The sequence below is a fragment of the Bacillus sp. NMCC46 genome (genome assembly GCF_002998465.1).
Lineage (GTDB): Bacteria > Bacillota > Bacilli > Bacillales > Bacillaceae > Bacillus.
This window is the reverse complement of record NZ_PVQZ01000001.1, coordinates 343,665-364,817: the sequence shown is the minus strand read 5'-3', so window position 1 is coordinate 364,817 and position 21,153 is coordinate 343,665. Positions and strand designations below refer to the sequence as shown.

Sequence of the window (21,153 nt, the reverse complement as noted above, 5' to 3'; positions counted from 1 at the left end):
GAACAATTACCGATCACACGGCGGCAATTTCATATATTACTCAATCAGATTCAAATGACAGATGATGACCTCAGTCGTTACTTTGAAGAAGGAGAAATCGTCAAATTGACGGTGCATAAGGCGACGAAAACGTGGCATTTCCTTTTTAAATTTAAGGCGCTTCTGCCTTACAAGGTATATGCCATGTTTCTCAGCAGGCTGACAAATGCATTTTCTCATATTGCACAAGTCACTTGTACGATTGAAGTCAATGATCCGAGCATCTCTGAAGAGCTCGTTCAATCGTATTGGTCACATTGTGTGGAAGAGCTTCAAGGAATTTCTCCTCCAATTATCAGCCTGCTTCAGCAGCAAAAACCATCGCTGTCTGGACATAAAATCATCATCAAAACGAAAAACGAAACAGAGGCTTTGGCCATCAAGAAGAAGTACAGCCCAATGCTCCAGGCTGCTTTTAAACAAGTGGGCTTTCCAGAGCTGCAATTCGATACAGAAATTTTTGTATCAGATCAAGAGATTCAGAAGTTCAGAGAACAAAAGCTTGCTGAAGATCAAGAAAGAGCGATGCAAGCCCTCACTGAGATGGAGAAGAAGGAAAGTGAGGAGCAGGATGAAGCTCCGTCTGGTCCTCTCATGATTGGCTATCAAATTAAAGACAATGAAGAAATTCGTACGCTTGATAGTATTATGGATGAGGAACGAAGAATCACCGTTCAAGGCTACGTATTCGATGCAGAAACGCGTGAGCTGAAAAGCGGCAGAACGCTTTGTATCTTTAAGATTACAGATTATACAAACAGTATTTTAATCAAAATGTTTGCAAGAGAAAAAGAAGATGCCCAGCTGATGAAATCATTGAAAAAAGGCATGTGGGTCAAAGCAAGAGGAAGCATTCAAAACGATACGTTTGTCAGAGACCTTGTCATGATTGCCAATGACGTCAATGAAATGAAACCTCAGCTGAAAGAGGATACGGCACCTGAGGGTGAAAAACGTGTCGAGCTTCATTTGCATTCCCCAATGAGCCAAATGGATGCTGTCACTGGCATTGGCAGACTGGTGGAACAAGCAAAAAAATGGGGACATGAAGCGATTGCCCTGACGGATCATGCGGTTGTACAATCCTTCCCAGATGCGTATGCAGCAAGTAAAAAACATGACATCAAAATGATGTACGGTGTGGAAATCAACTTGGTCGACGACGGAGTACCCATTGCCTATAATCCGGAGCACCGTTTGTTAGATGACGCGACGTATGTCGTATTTGACGTAGAGACAACTGGACTTTCAGCCGTTTATGACACGATCATTGAGCTGGCAGCAGTGAAAATAAAAGGCGGGGAAATCATTGACCGCTTTGAGGCATTTGCAAATCCTCATCACCCATTATCAGCGACAACGATCGAATTAACGGGTATTACGGATGATATGGTCAGAGATGCTCCAGATGTCGTCGATGTCGTGCGCGATTTCAAAGAATGGATTGGACAAGATATCCTTGTTGCGCACAATGCAAGTTTTGATATGGGCTTTTTAAATGCAGCGTACAAACGCCTGTTAAAAACAGATAAAGCGTCAAACCCTGTGATTGACACACTTGAACTCGGCCGATTCCTTTACCCTGAATTTAAAAATCACCGGCTGAACACACTTTGTAAAAAGTTCGATATAGAACTGACGCAGCATCACCGGGCCATTTACGATGCAGAGGCGACAGGCTACCTCATGCTGAAGATGCTAAAAGATGCGGCTGAAAAAGAAATTGCCTATCACGATCAATTGAATGAAAACATGGGTCAGTCTAATGCCTACCAGCGCTCACGTCCTTACCATGCCATTCTGATCGCACAAAATGAGACCGGTCTGAAAAATTTATTCAAACTTGTTTCTCTTTCTCATATTCATTATTTCTACCGGGTGCCGCGCATTCCGCGCTCACAGCTTGAGAAATATCGAGAAGGTTTAATTATCGGGTCTGCCTGTGATAAGGGTGAGGTCTTTGAAGGGATGATGCAAAAATCACCTGATGAGGTGGAAGACATTGCAGCATTTTACGACTATTTAGAAGTTCATCCGCCAGAAGTGTATCAGCATCTGCTGCAGCTGGAGCTTGTTCGAGATGAACGTGCGTTAAAAGAAATCATCACAAACATTGTGAAGCTTGGCGAAAAGCTCAATAAACCAGTCGTGGCAACTGGAAATGTGCATTATCTGCATCCAGAAGACAAAATTTATCGTAAAATCTTAATTTCATCACAGGGTGGAGCAAATCCGCTTAACCGTCACGAACTGCCAAAAGTTCATTTTAGAACGACAGATGAAATGCTTGAAGCATTCTCCTTCCTAGGAGACGAAAAAGCGAAAGAGATCGTCGTGGCGAATACGAAAAAAGTATCTGAGATGGTCGAAAGCATTAAACCAATCAAAGATGACCTATACACACCAAAAATTGAAGGTGCAGATGAAGAAATACGGGAAATGAGCTATCAAATGGCGCGCAGCATCTACGGAGATGATTTGCCGAAAATTGTAGAAAACCGTATTGAGAAAGAATTAAAAAGTATTATCGGCCATGGATTCGCCGTTATTTACTTAATCTCTCATAAGCTTGTAAAGAAATCACTTGATGATGGATATCTTGTTGGTTCAAGGGGATCTGTCGGCTCATCTCTTGTTGCAACATTAACAGAGATTACCGAAGTGAACCCACTTGCCCCGCATTATGTATGTCCAAGCTGTAAGCATTCGGAGTTCTTTAATGACGGATCTGTTGGTTCAGGCTTTGACCTTCCTGACAAAGACTGCCCAGAATGTGGTACGCCGTACAAAAAAGATGGACATGATATTCCGTTTGAAACGTTCTTAGGTTTTAAAGGAGACAAAGTCCCTGATATCGACTTGAACTTCTCAGGTGAATATCAGCCGATTGCACATAACTATACGAAAGAGCTGTTCGGTGAAGAGTATGTATACCGAGCAGGTACGATTGGTACTGTTGCAGAAAAAACAGCATATGGTTACGTGAAAGGCTACGCTGGAGATCATAATCTTCATATGAGGGGCGCAGAAATCGACCGGCTTGTCCAAGGCTGTACAGGGGTAAAACGGACAACGGGCCAGCACCCAGGCGGTATTATCGTAGTGCCGGATTATATGGACATTTATGATTTCTCACCAATTCAATATCCAGCAGATGCGACAGGTTCTGATTGGAAAACGACGCATTTTGATTTCCATTCAATCCATGACAACTTGCTCAAGCTGGATATACTAGGGCACGATGATCCAACGGTTATTCGTATGCTTCAGGATTTAAGCGGAATTGATCCAAAAACGATTCCAACAGACGATCCTGAAGTAATGAAAATTTTCCAAGGAACAGAGCCTCTTGGTGTAACAGAGGAGCAAATTGGCTGTAAAACAGGTACACTCGGTATTCCGGAGTTTGGGACAAGGTTTGTTCGGCAAATGCTTGAGGATACAAAACCAACGACCTTCTCAGAGCTCGTTCAGATCTCTGGACTATCACACGGGACGGATGTATGGCTCGGGAACGCGCAAGAGCTCATTCACAATAAAACGTGTGAACTAAGTGAAGTGATTGGGTGCCGTGATGATATTATGGTCTATCTCATCTATCAGGGCTTAGAGCCGTCACTTGCCTTTAAAATCATGGAGTCTGTTCGTAAAGGAAAGGGGCTTCCCCCTGAATGGGAAGAAGAAATGAAGAATAATAATGTACCGAACTGGTATATTGATTCTTGTAAAAAGATCAAATACATGTTCCCTAAGGCCCACGCAGCTGCTTACGTATTAATGGCTGTACGGATTGCCTACTTCAAGGTGCATCATGCACTTTTATACTATGCGGCTTACTTTACCGTTCGTGCAGATGACTTTGATATCGAAACAATGACAAAAGGATCGAATGCGATTCGAGCAGTCATGGACGATATTAACTCAAAAGGTCTAGATGCATCACCGAAAGAAAAGAACCTATTAACTGTACTAGAGCTTGCGCTTGAAATGTGTGAAAGAGGCTACCATTTCAAAAAAGTGGACCTCTACCGATCAAGTGCAACAGAGTTTATCATTGATGGAGATGGATTAATTCCGCCATTCAACTCGATTCCTGGACTCGGAACAAACGTTGCGTTAAATATTGTTCGCGCACGACAAGACGGGGAATTCCTTTCAAAAGAAGATTTACAAAAACGCGGAAAAGTGTCGAAAACGATCCTAGAATATTTAGATCGTCAAGGCTGCTTAGAAGCACTTCCCGATCAAAACCAGCTTTCTTTGTTTTAATGCGATTCATGAAGAGCGTCCTTAAAGGGGCGTTCTTTTTTTTCATATACAATAATTTTATTATGTTAACTAATAAAGATTTTCCACCAAATGGAATCATTTTCTTATTCATTCATATACCTTGATTTAACGTGATGTTTTAAGAGAAGAGATTGTATGTCATTCTTTCTACCCAAATAGAGCAAAAAAGAGAATTTCGCCGTCTGAAATGTTCTCATGCGACATATGATCATTCTGGGTACAGTCACAAAAAGAATCAAGAGAAAAAACCTTCGATGAGCGTAAAGCTGATTGCTGTTTACTATGCTTATTTTTGAAACGTATTTGATTCTTTTCAAAACTGTTCAAATCACGTTCTGAATAAAAGGAGGTGGCTTGTCTATTCATGTTTGACTAAAAAGAAGGAGTGAGTCATACGGAAATGGCATCTTATAATTATGTAGAGGTTCTTCAAAAATCCTTGTTGTTTTATGAAGCGCAGCGGTCTGGAAAGCTTCCCGAAAGCAGCCGTCTCAACTGGCGGGGAGATTCTGGACTAGAGGACGGGAAGGATGTAGGGCATGATTTAACTGGCGGCTGGTATGACGCAGGTGATCATGTGAAATTTGGGCTTCCGATGGCCTACTCAGCAGCTGTGCTTGCATGGACAGTATATGAATACCGAGAAGCCTATGAAGAGGCAGAACTGCTTGATGACATCCTCGATCAAATCAGGTGGGCAACGGATTATTTTTTGAAAGCACATACAGGTCCGAACGAGTTTTGGGCGCAGGTAGGTGATGGGAACGCTGATCATGCTTGGTGGGGACCGGCAGAAGTGATGCCGATGAGCCGGCCAGCTTTTAAAATTGATGAAAATTGTCCAGGAACAGAAGTAGCCGCACAAACTGCTGCAGCTTTAGCAGCGGGTTCTATCATTTTTAAAGAGACAGATGCCCCTTATGCAGCAAAGCTTCTGACCCACGCGAAACAGCTTTATGCATTTGCTGACAGGTATCGCGGCGAGTATACAGATTGTGTCACAAACGCTCAGCCGTTTTACAACTCCTGGAGCGGCTATATTGATGAACTCATTTGGGGCGGAATCTGGCTGTACTTGGCAACAAATGAAGAGACCTATTTAAATCAAGCACTAAAAGCAGTAGAAGAATGGCCAAAGGATTGGGATTATACGTTTACCATGTCATGGGACAATACTTTCTTCGCTTCACAAATCTTACTCGCAAGAATCACGAAGGAGAATAGATTTATAGAATCGACAGAGCGTAACCTCGATTACTGGACCACAGGTCTTGTTCAAAATGGAAAAGTCGAAAGAATCACTTATACGCCTGGCGGTTTGGCATGGCTAGATCAATGGGGATCGCTTCGTTATACAGCAAATGCAGCATTTTTAGCCTTTGTCTATGCTGATTGGGTTTCAGATGAAGAAAAAAAGAATCGATATCAAACGTTTGCGATCAAGCAAACTCACTATATGCTAGGTGATAATCCGCTAAATAGAAGCTATGTCGTTGGGTTTGGCCAGAACCCGCCGAAGCATCCACACCATCGAACTGCACATGGCTCATGGTCTAACCAGCTGACAAATCCTCCGTATCATCGGCACACTCTTTATGGAGCGCTTGTTGGTGGGCCTAATGCACAGGATCAATATGACGATGACATCTCTGATTATGTATCAAACGAGGTGGCGACGGACTATAATGCCGCCTTTACTGGAAATATAGCCAAAATGGTGCAGCTGTTTGGAAAGGGGCAATCTAAGCTTCCAAATTTCCCGCCTAAAGAACAGGCTCAGGATGAGTTTTTTGTAGAGGCAGCTCTGATGAATAACGATACAACATCAACTCAGGTGAAGGCGGTTCTATACAATCGGTCCGGCTGGCCGGCAAGAAGCAGTCAAACGCTGTCCTTTAGATATTATGTCAATCTAAGTGAGGTCTTTGCAAAGGGATTCACTGAAAAAGATATTCAAGTGACAGCAGCCTACAATGAAGGCGCTTCCTTATCTCCGCTGAAGGTATATGACGCATCAGCCCACGTATATTATGCAGAAATTGATTTTACGGGCGTAGCTATTTTTCCTGGAGGAGAATCAGAGCATAAGAAGGAAATACAATTTCGATTATCTGCACCAAATGGGGCAAATATATGGGATGCCTCAAATGATTATTCCTTTCAAGGCTTAACTCCCAATATGCAAAAAACAGCGAGGATTCCTGTTTTTGATGATGGTGCTTTGGTATTTGGTGCACTTCCAGACAAATAAAAATCAAGATTTATTGAAAGGGTGAAGAACTTGTCAAACAAAGAACGGTTTTTAACGCTTTATCATCAAATTAAAAGTGATGCGAATGGATATTTTTCACCAGAAGGAATTCCGTATCATTCAATCGAGACGCTCATTTGCGAAGCGCCTGATTACGGGCATATGACAACGTCAGAAGCGTATAGCTATTGGCTGTGGCTTGAGGTGTTGTACGGACATTACACAGGAGATTGGAGCAAATTAGAGGCAGCCTGGGACAATATGGAGAAGTACATCATTCCAGTAAATGAAGATGGAAATGATGAGCAGCCGCATATGAGCGCCTACAACCCTTCTAGCCCAGCCACATACGCAGCAGAAAAACCATACCCGGATCAATACCCTAGCCAGTTAAGCGGTGCTCGTCCTGCGGGTCAAGATCCGATTGATGGTGAATTGAAATCAACCTATGGAACGAATGAAACGTATTTAATGCACTGGCTGCTTGATGTCGATAACTGGTATAAATATGGAAACTTGCTCAACCCATCACATACAGCTGCATATGTGAACACATTCCAGCGTGGTCCACAGGAATCCGTATGGGAGGCCATCCCTCATCCTTCACAAGATGATAAATCTTTTGGAAAGCCGAATGAAGGCTTTATGAGCTTGTTCACAAAAGAAAATCAAGCACCAGCTGCTCAGTGGCGCTATACCAATGCGACGGATGCTGATGCGCGTGCAATACAAGTGATGTATTGGGCGAAGGAACTCGGCTATAATGAGTCAGCCTATCTTGATAAAGCGAAAAAAATGGGGGATTTTCTTCGTTACGGTATGTACGATAAATATTTTCAAACGATTGGAAGCGGCAAACAGGGGAATCCGTACCCTGGAAACGGAAAGGGTGCCTGTCATTACTTAATGGCGTGGTATACCTCTTGGGGCGGAGGACTTGGCGACCATGCCAACTGGTCATGGCGTATTGGAGCTAGCCATTGTCACCAAGGGTATCAAAACCCTGTCGCCGCTTATGCTTTATCCTCAGACAAAGGAGGCTTAAAGCCATCTTCCGCTACTGGTGCAAGCGATTGGGAAAAAACATTAAAAAGGCAGCTTGAATTTTATGTATGGCTTCAATCTAAAGAGGGAGCGATTGCAGGAGGTGCAACCAATAGCTGGAATGGAGACTATAGTGCTTATCCGGCGGGAAGAAGTACTTTTTACGATATGGCATATGAGGATGCACCTGTTTATCTTGACCCGCCTTCTAATAACTGGTTTGGGATGCAGGCATGGCCGATGGAGCGCGTAGCAGAGCTTTATTACATTTTTGTGAAAGACGGAGACAAAACATCTGAAAATGTCCAAATGGCCAAATCTTGCATCACAAAATGGGTCGACTATGCATTAGATTACATTTTTATCGGCAGCCGTCCTGTGTCGGATGAAGAGGGTTATTTCTTAGATGACCAAGGACAAAGAATTCTAGGAGGAACAAATGCTGCTGTTGCTACAACGAGTGCACCTGGCGAGTTTTGGCTTCCTGGAAATATTGCTTGGAGCGGACAGCCTGACACTTGGAATGGGTTCCAGTCTGCAACAGGAAATCCAAACTTAACAGCTGTAACAAAAGATCCAACTCAGGATACGGGCGTACTAGGGAGTCTAGTCAAGGCTTTAACTTTCTTTGCTGCTGCCACTAAGCTAGAAACAGGAGATTATACAGCGCTTGGTGTCAGAGCGAAAGATGCTGCCGCACAGCTCCTTGAGGTTGCGTGGAATTACAATGATGGCGTGGGCATTGTAACAGAAGAAGAAAGAGAGGACTATGACCGCTTCTTTAAAAAAGAAGTGTATTTCCCAAATGGTTGGAACGGGACATTTGGTCAAGGGAATCAGATTCCTGGAGCCAGCACTATTCCTTCTGATCCGCAGCGAGGAGGTAATGGGGTCTATACGAGTTTTGCTGATCTTCGTCCGAACATTAAACAAGATCCAGCATGGTCTTCACTCGAGAGTAAATATCAGTCTTCATTTAATGAAGCAACAGGCAAATGGGAGAATGGGGCACCGGTTTTCACCTATCACCGTTTCTGGTCTCAAGTGGATATGGCCACTGCCTACGCTGAATATCATCGTCTCATCAACTAGCAGGTCAAATTTAAGCTGCCGGTTTCTTTGAGCCGGCAGTTTGATTAGGAAATATAAATCCAGTGAAGATAAGGGTGTTTTTACATGGTCAAAGAAAGAAGTTTTCTTCATCAATCATTAAACAAGGGCGAAAATGGGCAGATAAATCTGATGTGGAAAAAAGAGGCGAATGATCGAATTTCAGAGCATAGACAAAGAGATCTTGAAATAAATGTCACAAATCACGAAAAAAAGCCAATAGCAGGTATAGAGGTTGAGATTAAGCAAAATAGGCATGAATTCGCATTTGGTTCAGCGATGAATGACCAAGTGTTGTTTAATCAACAATATGCCGATTTTTTTGTGAAGTATTTTAATTGGGCTGTTTTTGAAAATGAGGCAAAATGGTATGCGAATGAGCCTGAAAGAGGGAAAATCACTTACGAAAAAGCAGATGCGATGCTGAATTTTGCAGATAAACATCAACTTCCAGTGAGAGGGCACGCTTTATTTTGGGAGGTAGAGGATGCGAATCCAAGCTGGCTGAGGTCACTACCGAATCACGAAGTGTATGAATCGATGAAAAACCGGCTTGAGCATGCGGGTAATCATTTTAAAGGGAGATTCCGTCATTGGGATGTAAACAATGAAATGATGCATGGTTCATTTTTTAAAGATCGCTTCGGGAAAAATATTTGGAAGTGGATGTATGAAGAAACGAAAAAAATTGACCCTCAAGCACTATTGTTTGTGAATGATTATAATGTGATCTCATATGGTGAGCACCACGCTTATAAAGCGCATATCAATGAACTGCGTCAGTTAGGCGCACCTATTGAGGCGATTGGTGTTCAAGGACATTTTGAAGAACGGGTCGATCCAGTCGTTGTAAAAGAGAGGCTCGATGTGCTTGCTGAGCTTGGTCTTCCTATATGGGTTACAGAGTACGATTCTGTTCACCCTGACGCTAATAGAAGAGCGGATAACCTAGAGGCTTTATATCGCGTCGCATTTAGTCATCCAGCCGTAAAAGGAGTGCTAATGTGGGGATTTTGGGCAGGTGCCCATTGGAGAGGTGAGCATGCGGCCATCGTGAATTATGATTGGTCTTTAAATGAAGCAGGCCGACGTTACGAAAAGCTTCTAAATGAGTGGACGACACAAAGAGTTGAAAAAACAGATGCTAATGGCAATGTGACATGTCGAGCATTTCACGGGACATATGAGATTCGAATCGGTAAAGAAAGTAAACTGTTAAAACAACAGACAATTGAACTTGATTCAAATGAACAAACACCGCTTCGGCTAGATGTGATCGTACCTGAAGAAGGCTAGATTGTGAGGGGAATTTAAATGAAGAAATGGACTCAAAGAGTGTCTTGCTTCATACTTGTGGCCGCTATATGGGCCGGCTGGTTTTCACTTACGATTAAGGCCGCCTCTTATGTACAGACGTCTGGTACACAATTTACGCTGAACAATCAACCATTTTACTTCGCTGGCACAAATAATTACTATTTCCATTACAAATCTAAAAAGATGGTAGATGCTGTGTTCGATGATATGAAAGCAATGAATTTAAAGGTCATACGTATTTGGGGATTTCACGATGGGGCCCCTCAAGAAAACTCAGTCTTACAATCTAGTCCAGGGGTCTATGAAGAATCGGGTTTTCAAAAACTAGATTATGCGATTTATAAAGCGGGACAGGAAGGAATAAAACTTGTCATCCCACTAGTGAACAATTGGGATGATTTTGGCGGGATGAATCAATACGTAAAGTGGTTCGAGGCAGGATCGCATGATGCCTTTTATACAGATCCTCGTATACAAAAAGCTTACAAAAATTATGTGCGCTATGTATTAGAAAGAACCAATACGTACACAGGTGTTCAATATAAGGACGATCCAGCTATTATGACTTGGGAATTAGCCAATGAGCCGCGTGTGCAGTCAGATCCAACGGGAAATATACTAGTCAAATGGGCAGATGAAATGAGTACGTGGATCAAATCGCTGGATCGTCACCATCTAGTTGCAGTAGGAGATGAAGGGTTCTTTCGCATACCAGAACATGAAGACTGGTTTTATGGAGGCGGAGAAGGCGTCGATTGGGACCGTTTGACGGCTCTCTCTAATATCGATTATGGAACCTATCATCTGTACCCAGATCACTGGAACAAGTCAGCTGCTTGGGGAGTGAAATGGATCGAAGACCATATCACCCGCGGGAAGTCAATCGGAAAACCAGTTGTGTTAGAAGAGTTTGGCGTTCAAAATCAATCAGCGCGTCCTGACGTATATCAAAGCTGGCTGTCAGCGGTTGAGCGGCTCGGAGGAGCTGGCAGTCAATTTTGGATTTTAACAAGTATTCAGGACGATGATTCGCTCTATCCGGATTATGACGGTTTCCGCATCATAAAGGGGAGCAGAGAGGCAGCACTTATCAGTGAACATGCGAAAAGAATGAACGAAAAGAACTGATGACGAATGCCTGCTGAATAAGGAACTTCATTTGCATAAAAAAATTGGATATGGTATAGTTTTTATGGAAATGCTAACGATTACCGAGACAAGAGTGGGGAAACCCGCTCTTTTGTATTGAACAGGCAATTTTTGTCTCGACATTATTCATCCGTTTTCTGCTCCCCCTGCTCACATAAAGCAGGGTTTTTATGCAGAATGATTGATAAGAGCGTTTATCGAAAGCACAAGGAGGAAGAGAATGAGCAAAAAAGTAGTGGATGTCGTAAGCGAAATGGTGCAGCCAATTTTAGATGGCTTACAGCTTGAACTCGTTGATGTTGAATTTGTCAAAGAGGGTCAAAACTGGTTCCTTCGCGTGTTTATTGACTCTGATAAAGGTGTCGATATCGAAGAATGTGCCAAAGTGAGCGAAGCCTTGAGCGAAAAGCTTGATGAGGCAGATCCGATTAGCCAAAACTACTTTCTTGAAGTGTCCTCTCCTGGAGCGGAGCGCCCATTAAAGAAAAAAGCTGATTTTGAAAAAGCACTTGGAAAAAATGTTTTCATGAAAACATATGAACCAATTGATGGTGAAAAAGCATTTGAAGGTGAGCTTACAAGCTTTGATGGTGAGATTGCAACAGTGACAGTGAAGATCAAGACAAGAAAGAAAGAGATCAATATTCCATACGAAAAAATAGCTAACGCAAGATTAGCAGTTTCGTTCAATTAACCTTTTCATTGATATAAGGGGGAACCATAAAAATGAGTAGTGAGTTGTTAGATGCCCTGACTGTTCTTGAGAAAGAGAAGGGTATTAGTAAAGAAATTATTATTGAAGCGATAGAAGCTGCACTCATTTCTGCATATAAGCGTAACTTTAATCAAGCACAAAATGTTCGTGTTGATTTAAACCGCGAAACGGGAACGATTCGCGTATTTGCAAGAAAAGATGTTGTAGATGAAGTGTATGATTCTCGCCTTGAAATCTCTGTAGATGATGCAGCCAATATCAACCCGAATTACATGGTAGGTGACGTCGTTGAAATTGAAGTCACGCCAAAAGACTTCGGACGCATTGCAGCTCAGACTGCGAAACAAGTGGTGACGCAGCGAGTGAGAGAAGCAGAGCGAGGTGTGATCTACACTGAGTTTATCGATCGCGAGGAAGACATTATGACGGGAATCGTTCAGCGAATTGACAGTAAATTCATTTACGTGTCACTTGGCAAAATCGAAGCCCTTCTTCCGGTCAACGAACAAATGCCAAATGAGGACTACAAACCACATGACCGCATTAAGGTGTTTATTACAAAAGTCGAAAAAACAACAAAAGGACCACAAATTTATGTGTCTAGAACACATCCAGGTCTTTTAAAGCGTTTATTTGAAATTGAAGTGCCAGAAATTTATGATGGTACTGTAGAGCTTAAATCGGTTGCTAGAGAAGCTGGGGACCGTTCTAAAATATCTGTTCGTACAGATGATCCTGATGTTGACCCAGTTGGTTCTTGTGTTGGACCAAAAGGTCAGCGTGTACAAGCAATTGTCAACGAGCTAAAAGGCGAAAAAATTGACATTGTCCATTGGTCTAATGACCCGGTTGAATTTGTTGCCAATGCATTAAGTCCATCAAAAGTACTTGATGTCATTGTAAATGAAGAAGATAAGGCGACAACAGTTATTGTCCCTGATTATCAGCTGTCGTTAGCCATTGGTAAAAGAGGTCAAAATGCTCGTCTTGCAGCAAAGCTGACTAGCTGGAAAATTGACATTAAAAGCGAAACAGATGCAAGGGAACTCGGTATTTTCCCAAGAACTGAAGACTCTGAATCTCTTTTCTTAGAGGCTGAACCAGTAGCTGAGGAATCTGACGAATAAGAGGTGATGTAAAAGGTGAATAGCCGAAAAAAAATCCCGCTTAGAAAATGTGTCGTGACGGGAGAAATGAAACCAAAGAAAGAACTGATCCGTGTTGTTCGTTCTAAAGAAGGTGAAGTGTCTGTTGACGCAACCGGAAAAATGAACGGACGCGGAGCTTACCTTTCTCTCGATAAAGAAACCATTCTTGCGGCAAAGAACAAACGCAGTTTACAGCAGCAATTTCAGACACAGATTGACGAACACATATTTGAAGAATTACTAGAACTAGCTGAAAAGGTGAAAAAACCAAATGACTCAATCTGAATGGTATCCTTTGCTTGGTCTAGCAAATCGAGCTCGTAAAGTCGTGTCAGGAGAAGATCTTGTGATCAAAGAAATTAGACATGCGCGTGCTAAGCTGGTTCTTCTTGCAGCAGATGCCTCATCGAACACAGAGAAAAAGGTATCTGATAAATGCAAATTTTATAATGTTCCGGTTAGAAAAGTTGAAGACCGTTCCGTTCTCGGACGTTCTATTGGGAAAGAAGCTCGCGTAGTTGTCGCTGTCACTGACCAAGGCTTCGCTAAGAAGCTGATAAGCTTGCTCGATTAATTTATTTGGGGGTGAACGAATGGCTAAAGTGAGAGTATATGAATACGCAAAAGCCATAGATGTTTCAAGTAAAGATATTATAGCAGCGCTTAAGGATATGAACGTGGAAGTGAACAACCACATGGCGACGCTTGAAGACGACACTGTGAAAAAGCTAGACGCTATCTATAAAAAAGCCAAAGCAAAAGAGACAGCTAACGAGAAACCCGCAGAACAAAAAAAACAATCATCTAACAAAAACAATGATAGAAAGAAGAATGACGTGCAGAATAATCAATTTAATAAAAACAAAAAAAACAACAACCAAAACAAAAACAAAAATAAACGCGGTGGGAATAACAAACCGCAGCATCAGCAAGCTAGACCTGTGAAGCCTAAGAAAGAGCTTCCTGAAAAAATTGAATTTACAAATTCAATGACAGTCGGCCAGCTGGCTGAAGAGCTTGGAAAAGAAACAGCTGAAATTATCAAAAAGCTGATGATGCTTGGTGTTATGGCAACCATTAACCAAGAGCTGGATAAAGATACAGTTGAATTAATCGCTTCTGAATATGGCGTTCCAGTAGAGGAAGTCATTATTTTAGAAGAAACTGAACTTGAAAAGTATGAAGTTGAAGATAAAGAAGAAGATATGCAAGTACGCCCTCCAGTTGTGACGATCATGGGACACGTTGACCACGGGAAAACAACGCTTCTTGACAGCATTCGTAAGACGAAAGTCGTCGAAGGCGAAGCTGGTGGAATCACGCAGCATATCGGTGCTTACCAAATTGAAGAAAACGGCAAGAAAATCACGTTCCTTGATACACCTGGACACGCAGCATTTACAACGATGCGTGCACGTGGTGCTGAGGTAACAGATACGACAATTCTGGTCGTGGCAGCAGATGATGGCGTGATGCCGCAAACGATTGAAGCCATTAACCATGCGAAAGCGGCAGAAGTGCCAATCATTGTCGCTGTCAACAAAATTGACAAACCAACAGCGAACCCTGACCGTGTGATGCAGGAATTAACGGAGCATGGTTTAGTACCAGAAGCTTGGGGCGGCGAAACGATCTTCGTTCCTCTATCTGCAAAAACAGGTGAAGGCATTGACGAATTGATCGAAATGATCCTTCTTGTCAGCGAAGTAGGAGAACTGAAAGCCAACCCAAATCGTGCGGCAAAAGGGACTGTCATCGAGGCTGAACTTGATAAAGGAAGAGGATCTGTTGCAACCCTTCTTGTTCAAACTGGTACACTTCATGTAGGTGACCCAATCGTTGTCGGAAATACATTTGGCCGCGTTCGTGCAATGGTTAATGACATCGGACGCCGCGTGAAAACAGCAGGACCATCTACACCTGTTGAAATCACTGGTTTAAATGATGTACCGAATGCAGGGGATCAGTTCCTCGTATTCAAAGACGAAAAAACAGCTCGTCAAGTGGGTGAGGCGCGTGCTTCGAAACAGCTTGATGAACAGCGTTCAGACAAAGCAAAATTATCTCTAGATGACCTATTTGAGCAAATCAAACAAGGTGAAGTGAAAGATATCAACTTGATCGTGAAAGCAGACGTACAAGGTTCTGCTGAAGCACTGACGGCCGCTCTTCAAAAAATTGAAGTAGAAGGCGTAAAAGTGAAAATCATCCATACGGGTGTTGGAGCGATTACAGAATCTGATATTATTTTAGCAAGTGCTTCTAATGCGATCGTGATCGGATTTAACGTACGTCCTGATGGAAATGCGAAGAGCACAGCTGAAACAGAAAACGTAGATATCCGCTTACACCGCATTATTTATAAAGTCATCGATGAAATTGAAGCTGCGATGAAAGGGATGCTTGACCCTGAATATGAAGAAAAAGTCATCGGTCAAGTTGAAGTTCGTCAAACGTTCAAAGTTTCTAAAATCGGTACAATTGCTGGTGGCTATGTCACTGAAGGAACCATTACAAGAGATAGTGGTATCCGCTTAATCCGTGACGGCGTCGTTATATTTGAAGGCGAAGTCGACGTATTAAAACGATTCAAAGATGACGTGAAAGAAGTTTCACAAGGCTATGAATGTGGTATTACCATTAAGAAGTACAATGATATCCGTGAAGGTGATGTCATGGAATCATTCGTTATGCAAGAAATCGAAAGAAAATGATCGGTTATACCGAATGTGAGTGCATCATCTATGATGCCTCCTCACTGAAGGAAAAACGTGCGGTTCTTCAACGTATATTGACAAGAACGCGCCATAAATTCAATGTAACCATGGCTGAAATGGATTACCAGGACACATGGCAGCGTACATCAATTGGAATCGCCGTGATTTCCTCCTCTCGGGTTCAAGTGGAAAAGGAATTGCAGCGTGTTTTAAGCTTTATTGATTCTTTTCCTGAAATTGAACGAACGATCACGAAAACTGAGTGGTTTTAATTAGAGGTGATAAGATCATGAGTATGAGAGCAACCCGCGTGGGTGAGCAGATGAAAAAAGAATTAGGTGACATCCTAGGCAGAAAGCTAAAAGATCCAAGAATTGGCTTTTTGACTGTAACCGATGTTGAAGTATCCGGTGATTTGCAAATTGCGAAAGTTTACATTTCTGTTCTCGGTGACGAGAAAAAAAGAGAGGAAACCTTAAAAGGCCTTGCAAAGGCTAAAGGGTATATCCGCTCTGAAATTGGCAATCGAATTAGACTTCGCAAAACACCAGAACTGCACTTTGAATTCGATGAATCCGTAGATTATGGAAATCGAATTGAAAGCCTGATTGCTGAACTAAACACAAAAGATCATGAATAAGACGTTGAAATAAGGATAGGCGATGATCGTCTGTCCTTTTTCATCGTTTATGAAAGGAGAGAACGCAGATGATAAATGGTGTTCTTTTATTACATAAAGAAAGAGGAATGACCTCTCACGACTGTGTGTTCAAAGTGAGAAAGATCTTGCATACAAAAAAAGTCGGACATACAGGCACTCTCGACCCGGAGGTATCAGGTGTTCTGCCCATTTGTATCGGAAGAGCAACGAAGATTGTCGAATACTTAACAGATAAATCGAAAACGTATGATGCAGAAATCACGATTGGCTTTTCTACAACAACAGAAGACCAAACAGGTGAGATCGTAGAAGAAGAAAAGGTGCAAAAACCCATCTCAGAAGAAGAAATTGATGCTGTGCTGAAACAGTTTCAAGGAACCATTGAACAAATTCCTCCCATGTTTTCTGCTGTGAAAATTGGCGGAAAAAAACTCTATGAATATGCAAGAGAAGGCATTGAAATTGAGCGGCCGAGCCGTGAAATTACGATTCACCGTATCGAGCGGACAACACCTGCTTTATTTGAGAATGGGAAGGTATCATTTAGATTCACCGTTTTATGCTCAAAAGGAACGTATGTCAGAACCTTAGCGGTTGATATTGGAAAGAAACTAGGGTTTCCAGCCCATATGTCACATCTCATTCGCACAGGGTCAGGTGATTTTACACTAGATGAATGCATCACCCTTGATGAGCTCCGAAATATAAGCGAGGAAGGAGCAGTAGATGAGCACCTTGTCCCGATCGAGCGCGCGCTCAATCATTTGCCGAAATGGGAGATAAATGATACATTAGCAAGTAAAGTGGAAAACGGTGCAGTCCTGCCAATGCCTGATGAATTCGCTCATTTCGCAGAGGAAGATCGTGTCGCTGTCTTTGCTCCTTCAGGTCGCTGTATGGCGATATATATGAAGCACCCGACCAAACAGAATCTGATGAAGCCGGCGAAGATCTTATCTCAGGACAAGCAATCTTAAAGAAAAGGTGACCATCTCGTGAAGACTATACATATTTCACACCCACATACATTGAATCAAAAGGATCAAGACCCTTCTGTTATGGCTTTAGGGTATTTTGACGGTGTTCACCTCGGACATCAAAAAGTTATTGACGCAGCGAAAAGCATTGCGAGAAAAGAAGGATTGGCTTTAGCAGTCATGACCTTTCATCCGCATCCATCACATGTTTTGCAAAAAGCACGTGAACCAAAGGACTTAATTACACCGCTTGAGGATAAGATTGATTTCATCGAACAGCTGGGCGCTGACTATTTATACATTGTGCAATTCAGCGAAAGCTTTGCAGCGCTGTCTCCTCAAGAGTTTGTGGATCAATATTTGGATGAGCTGAATGTGAAGCACGCAGTAGCCGGTTTTGATTTTACGTTTGGCCGTTTTGGTGCAGGCACAATGGAAACATTCGATGAGTACGGAAAAGGGCGTATCACGGCCACCATCGTTCCTAAGTTGTCCAATCAAGACCGTAAAGTCAGCTCTACACTCATACGTTCCGCATTGAAAAATGGGGATGTTGAATATGTGAGTGAGCTTTTAGGAAAACCTTATCAGCTGCGCGGTATTGTCATTCATGGAGATAAGCGAGGACGGACGATCGGCTTTCCGACTGCAAATGTCGGTTTATCTGCTGAATACATTATTCCGCCAACAGGGGTTTATGCAGTAAGAGCAGAAGTCAAAGGCAAAGTGTATGACGGTGTTTGTAACGTTGGCTATAAACCAACCTTTTATGAAAAGCGCCCTGATCAGCCTGCCATTGAAGTAAACCTCTTTGATTTTAACGAAGAAATATATGGTGAACCGATTAAATTACAGTGGTTCAAACGCATTCGCAGTGAACAAAAATTTAACGGAATCCAGGAGTTAACGGCTCAAATCAGTCAAGATAAAGAAGAAGCGATTCAGTTTTTTCAAGATCAGCTAAGGCAAACAAAAAATTCATAGAAAAACAGCTCTACCATTTGCAAATTCAGCATATTTTTAGTATGATTATTCCTGTAGCTTTAAAACCACTTACTTGGCAGGCCGACTTCACCGACGGTTGCGAGGTAGATGGGGCTAACATGATTTGGAGGTGAAACAGGATGGCTATTACTCAAGAGCGTAAAACTCAATTAATTAATGAGTTCAAAACACACGAATCTGATACTGGATCTCCAGAAGTTCAGATCGCTGTCCTAACAGAATCAATTAACAACTTGAACGAGCATTTACGTACTCATAAGAAAGATCACCACTCACGTCGCGGTCTTTTGAAAATGGTAGGTAGACGTCGTAATCTTCTTACGTATCTACGTAATAAAGACGTAACTCGTTACCGTGAGTTAATTAACAAACTAGGCTTACGTCGATAATCGTAAAAAGCGGGAGGATTCCCGCTTTTTTATCGTATAATCACTAATATTTTATGGTTAAAATGTTGAAAGAATGGCAAAAACCCTTCTACATACACCTTTCACATTGATATGTGAAAATCATTTTGTTCATAATAAGAATTAACTAAAATTTCAAGATAAGAGAGGAGTTTTTCTCAGAATGGGACAAGAGAAACATGTCTTCACCATAGACTGGGCTGGACGTCAACTGACAGTTGAAACTGGCCAGCTTGCAAAGCAAGCAAACGGAGCGGTCCTCGTACGCTACGGAGATACAGCTGTGCTTAGCTCAGCAACAGCTTCTAAAGAACCAAAACCACTTGATTTCTTCCCGCTCACTGTGAACTACGAAGAAAGATTATACGCAGTAGGTAAAATTCCTGGTGGCTTCATTAAAAGAGAAGGCCGTCCAAGTGAAAAAGCGATCCTTGCGAGCCGCTTAATTGATAGACCAATCCGTCCATTATTTGCAGATGGATTTAGAAACGAAGTACAAGTTATTAGTATCGTCATGAGTGTGGATCAAGATTGTTCATCTGAAATGGCTGCAATGTTTGGCTCATCTTTAGCATTATGTGTGTCTGACATTCCATTTGAGGGACCAATCGCCGGCGTTACAGTAGGACGAGTTGATGGAAAGTTTATCATCAATCCAAATGTAGAACAGCTTGAACAAAGTGACATCAACCTTGTAGTCGCTGGAACAAAAGATGCGATCAACATGGTCGAAGCTGGTGCTGATGAAGTACCAGAAGAAACAATGCTTGAAGCTATCATGTATGGTCACCAAGAGATCAAACGTTTAATCGAATTCCAAGAGGAAATTGTCAAAGCAGTCGGTAAAGCAAAGATCGATATTCCTTTATATGAAGTAGATCAAACGTTAGCAGACGAAGTAAAAGCACTTGCTGAAACAGATCTGCTGAAAGCGATTCAAGTACATGAGAAGCATGCACGTGAGGATGCAATCAGTGCTGTGAAAAAAGCTGTGGTTGAGAAATTTGAAGAAGAAGATCGCGACGAAGCGACGATTAAACAAGCGAAGGATGTATTAAACAAGCTTGTCAAAAACGAAGTTCGCCGTCTGATCACTGAAGAGAAAGTACGTCCAGATGGACGCGGTGTAGATCAAATCCGTCCACTTTCTTCAGAAGTAGGACTTCTGCCAAGAACGCACGGTTCAGGTCTATTTACAAGAGGACAAACACAGGCGCTCAGTATTTGTACATTAGGTGCACTTGGCGATGTGCAAATTCTTGACGGCCTAGGCGTTGAAGAATCGAAACGCTTCATGCACCATTACAACTTCCCTCAATTCAGTGTTGGTGAGACAGGTCCAATGCGTGGCCCAGGCCGCCGCGAAATCGGGCATGGTGCGCTAGGTGAACGTGCATTAGAACCAGTGATCCCATCTGAAAAAGATTTCCCTTATACGGTTCGCCTTGTGTCTGAGGTACTAGAATCAAACGGATCTACTTCACAAGCAAGTATTTGCGCAAGCACACTTGCGATGATGGATGCGGGTGTTCCAATTAAAGCACCAGTTGCAGGGATTGCAATGGGACTTGTGAAATCTGGTGAATACTACACAGTGCTGACAGACATTCAAGGAATGGAAGATGCACTTGGCGATATGGACTTTAAAGTTGCAGGTACATCAAAAGGTGTAACAGCGCTTCAAATGGATATCAAAATCGATGGTCTATCAAAAGACATCTTGGAAGAAGCTCTCCAACAAGCGAAAAAAGGAAGAATGGAAATCTTAGAAAGCATGCTGTCAACGATTCCTGCTTCTAGAGGAGAATTGTCTCGTTATGCACCAAAAATCTTAACGATGAAGATCAATCCTGATAAAATTCGTGATGTCATTGGACCAAGCGGTAAACAAATCAATAAAATCATTGAAGATACCGGTGTGAAAATCGATATTGAACAAGATGGTACAATCTTTATCTCTTCTACAGAAGAAGACATGAACCAAAAAGCGAAGAAAGTCATTGAAGATCTTGTGAGAGAAGTTGAAGTGGGGCAACTTTACTTAGGTAAAGTAAAACGCATTGAAAAATTCGGTGCTTTCCTTGAAATCTTCAGCGGCAAAGATGGACTTGTTCATATTTCTGAGCTTGCGCTTGACCGTGTAGGCAAAGTAGAAGATGTCGTGAAGATCGGCGATGAATTACTTGTCAAAGTCACTGAAATCGATAAACAAGGCCGTGTGAACCTTTCTCGCAAAGCTGTTTTACGTGAAGAAAAGGAAAAAGAAGAAAAACAGTCTTAATGAAATGTGTTAGAAGCCAGGTATCCGTACCAGGCTTCTTTC

General features: G+C 42.3%; 16 protein-coding genes. All 16 read left to right on the top strand.

Translation table 11 applies throughout. The features are described 5' to 3' along the window. The first annotated feature begins 54 nt into the window (after nt 1–54). The 16 genes from C6Y01_RS01805 to pnp all read left to right on the top strand — a co-directional run bounded on the left by C6Y01_RS01805 (nt 55) and on the right by pnp (nt 21,111). Nucleotides 55–4,308: a PolC-type DNA polymerase III gene (locus C6Y01_RS01805; RefSeq protein ID WP_262982083.1), complete on the top strand. Its 4,254-nt coding sequence runs from the start codon at nt 55–57 to the stop codon at nt 4,306–4,308. A 421-nt stretch (nt 4,309–4,729) separates the two neighbouring features. Further along, nucleotides 4,730–6,580, top strand: a complete 1,851-nt coding sequence (locus tag C6Y01_RS01800; protein ID WP_034662300.1) for a glycoside hydrolase family 9 protein — start codon at nt 4,730–4,732, stop codon at nt 6,578–6,580. Nucleotides 6,581–6,610: 30 nt separating this feature from the next. Continuing rightward, nucleotides 6,611–8,716, top strand: a complete 2,106-nt coding sequence (locus C6Y01_RS01795) for a glycoside hydrolase family 48 protein (protein WP_034662298.1) — start codon at nt 6,611–6,613, stop codon at nt 8,714–8,716. Nucleotides 8,717–8,800: 84 nt separating this feature from the next. After that, complete coding sequence (locus C6Y01_RS01790; RefSeq protein ID WP_034662295.1) at nt 8,801–10,030, top strand: endo-1,4-beta-xylanase; 1,230 nt, start codon at nt 8,801–8,803, stop codon at nt 10,028–10,030. An 18-nt stretch (nt 10,031–10,048) separates the two neighbouring features. Beyond that, complete coding sequence (locus tag C6Y01_RS01785; RefSeq protein WP_034662293.1) at nt 10,049–11,179, top strand: glycoside hydrolase 5 family protein; 1,131 nt, start codon at nt 10,049–10,051, stop codon at nt 11,177–11,179. A 241-nt stretch (nt 11,180–11,420) separates the two neighbouring features. Beyond that, entirely contained in the window at nt 11,421–11,894 is a 474-nt protein-coding gene (gene rimP / locus C6Y01_RS01780; RefSeq protein WP_003211398.1) for a ribosome maturation factor RimP, read from the top strand. A 32-nt stretch (nt 11,895–11,926) separates the two neighbouring features. Continuing rightward, on the top strand, nt 11,927–13,042 hold the full coding sequence (gene nusA, locus C6Y01_RS01775; RefSeq protein WP_007499530.1) for a transcription termination factor NusA: 1,116 nt from the start codon (nt 11,927–11,929) through the stop codon (nt 13,040–13,042). 15 nt (nt 13,043–13,057) lie between these two features. Beyond that, on the top strand, nt 13,058–13,348 hold the full coding sequence (rnpM, locus tag C6Y01_RS01770; RefSeq protein WP_034662290.1) for an RNase P modulator RnpM: 291 nt from the start codon (nt 13,058–13,060) through the stop codon (nt 13,346–13,348). Then, the gene (locus C6Y01_RS01765; protein ID WP_034662287.1) at nt 13,335–13,637 is read left to right on the top strand and encodes a YlxQ family RNA-binding protein; all 303 of its coding nucleotides are present in this window, start codon (nt 13,335–13,337) and stop codon (nt 13,635–13,637) included. Before rnpM ends, C6Y01_RS01765 begins: the two co-directional genes overlap by 14 nt. Nucleotides 13,638–13,656: 19 nt before the next feature. Continuing rightward, nucleotides 13,657–15,777: a translation initiation factor IF-2 gene (gene infB / locus C6Y01_RS01760; protein ID WP_066030896.1), complete on the top strand. Its 2,121-nt coding sequence runs from the start codon at nt 13,657–13,659 to the stop codon at nt 15,775–15,777. Next, complete coding sequence (locus C6Y01_RS01755; RefSeq protein WP_012009994.1) at nt 15,774–16,052, top strand: DUF503 domain-containing protein; 279 nt, start codon at nt 15,774–15,776, stop codon at nt 16,050–16,052. Before infB ends, C6Y01_RS01755 begins: the two co-directional genes overlap by 4 nt. A gap of 17 nt (nt 16,053–16,069) precedes the next feature. Further along, nucleotides 16,070–16,420 carry a 30S ribosome-binding factor RbfA gene (gene rbfA, locus C6Y01_RS01750; protein WP_007499525.1) on the top strand — a complete coding sequence of 117 codons (351 nt, stop codon included), beginning with the start codon at nt 16,070–16,072 and terminating at the stop codon, nt 16,418–16,420. A 68-nt stretch (nt 16,421–16,488) separates the two neighbouring features. Further along, nucleotides 16,489–17,418: a tRNA pseudouridine(55) synthase TruB gene (truB, locus tag C6Y01_RS01745; RefSeq protein ID WP_066030895.1), complete on the top strand. Its 930-nt coding sequence runs from the start codon at nt 16,489–16,491 to the stop codon at nt 17,416–17,418. 18 nt (nt 17,419–17,436) lie between these two features. Further along, nucleotides 17,437–18,402, top strand: coding sequence for a bifunctional riboflavin kinase/FAD synthetase (gene ribF / locus C6Y01_RS01740; protein WP_034662277.1), 966 nt, complete (start codon nt 17,437–17,439; stop codon nt 18,400–18,402). Between the two features lie 140 nt (nt 18,403–18,542). Further along, nucleotides 18,543–18,812 carry a 30S ribosomal protein S15 gene (rpsO, locus tag C6Y01_RS01735; RefSeq protein WP_008354438.1) on the top strand — a complete coding sequence of 90 codons (270 nt, stop codon included), beginning with the start codon at nt 18,543–18,545 and terminating at the stop codon, nt 18,810–18,812. Nucleotides 18,813–18,993: 181 nt separating this feature from the next. Beyond that, nucleotides 18,994–21,111, top strand: coding sequence for a polyribonucleotide nucleotidyltransferase (pnp, locus tag C6Y01_RS01730; protein WP_106037760.1), 2,118 nt, complete (start codon nt 18,994–18,996; stop codon nt 21,109–21,111). Nucleotides 21,112–21,153 lie beyond the last annotated feature (42 nt).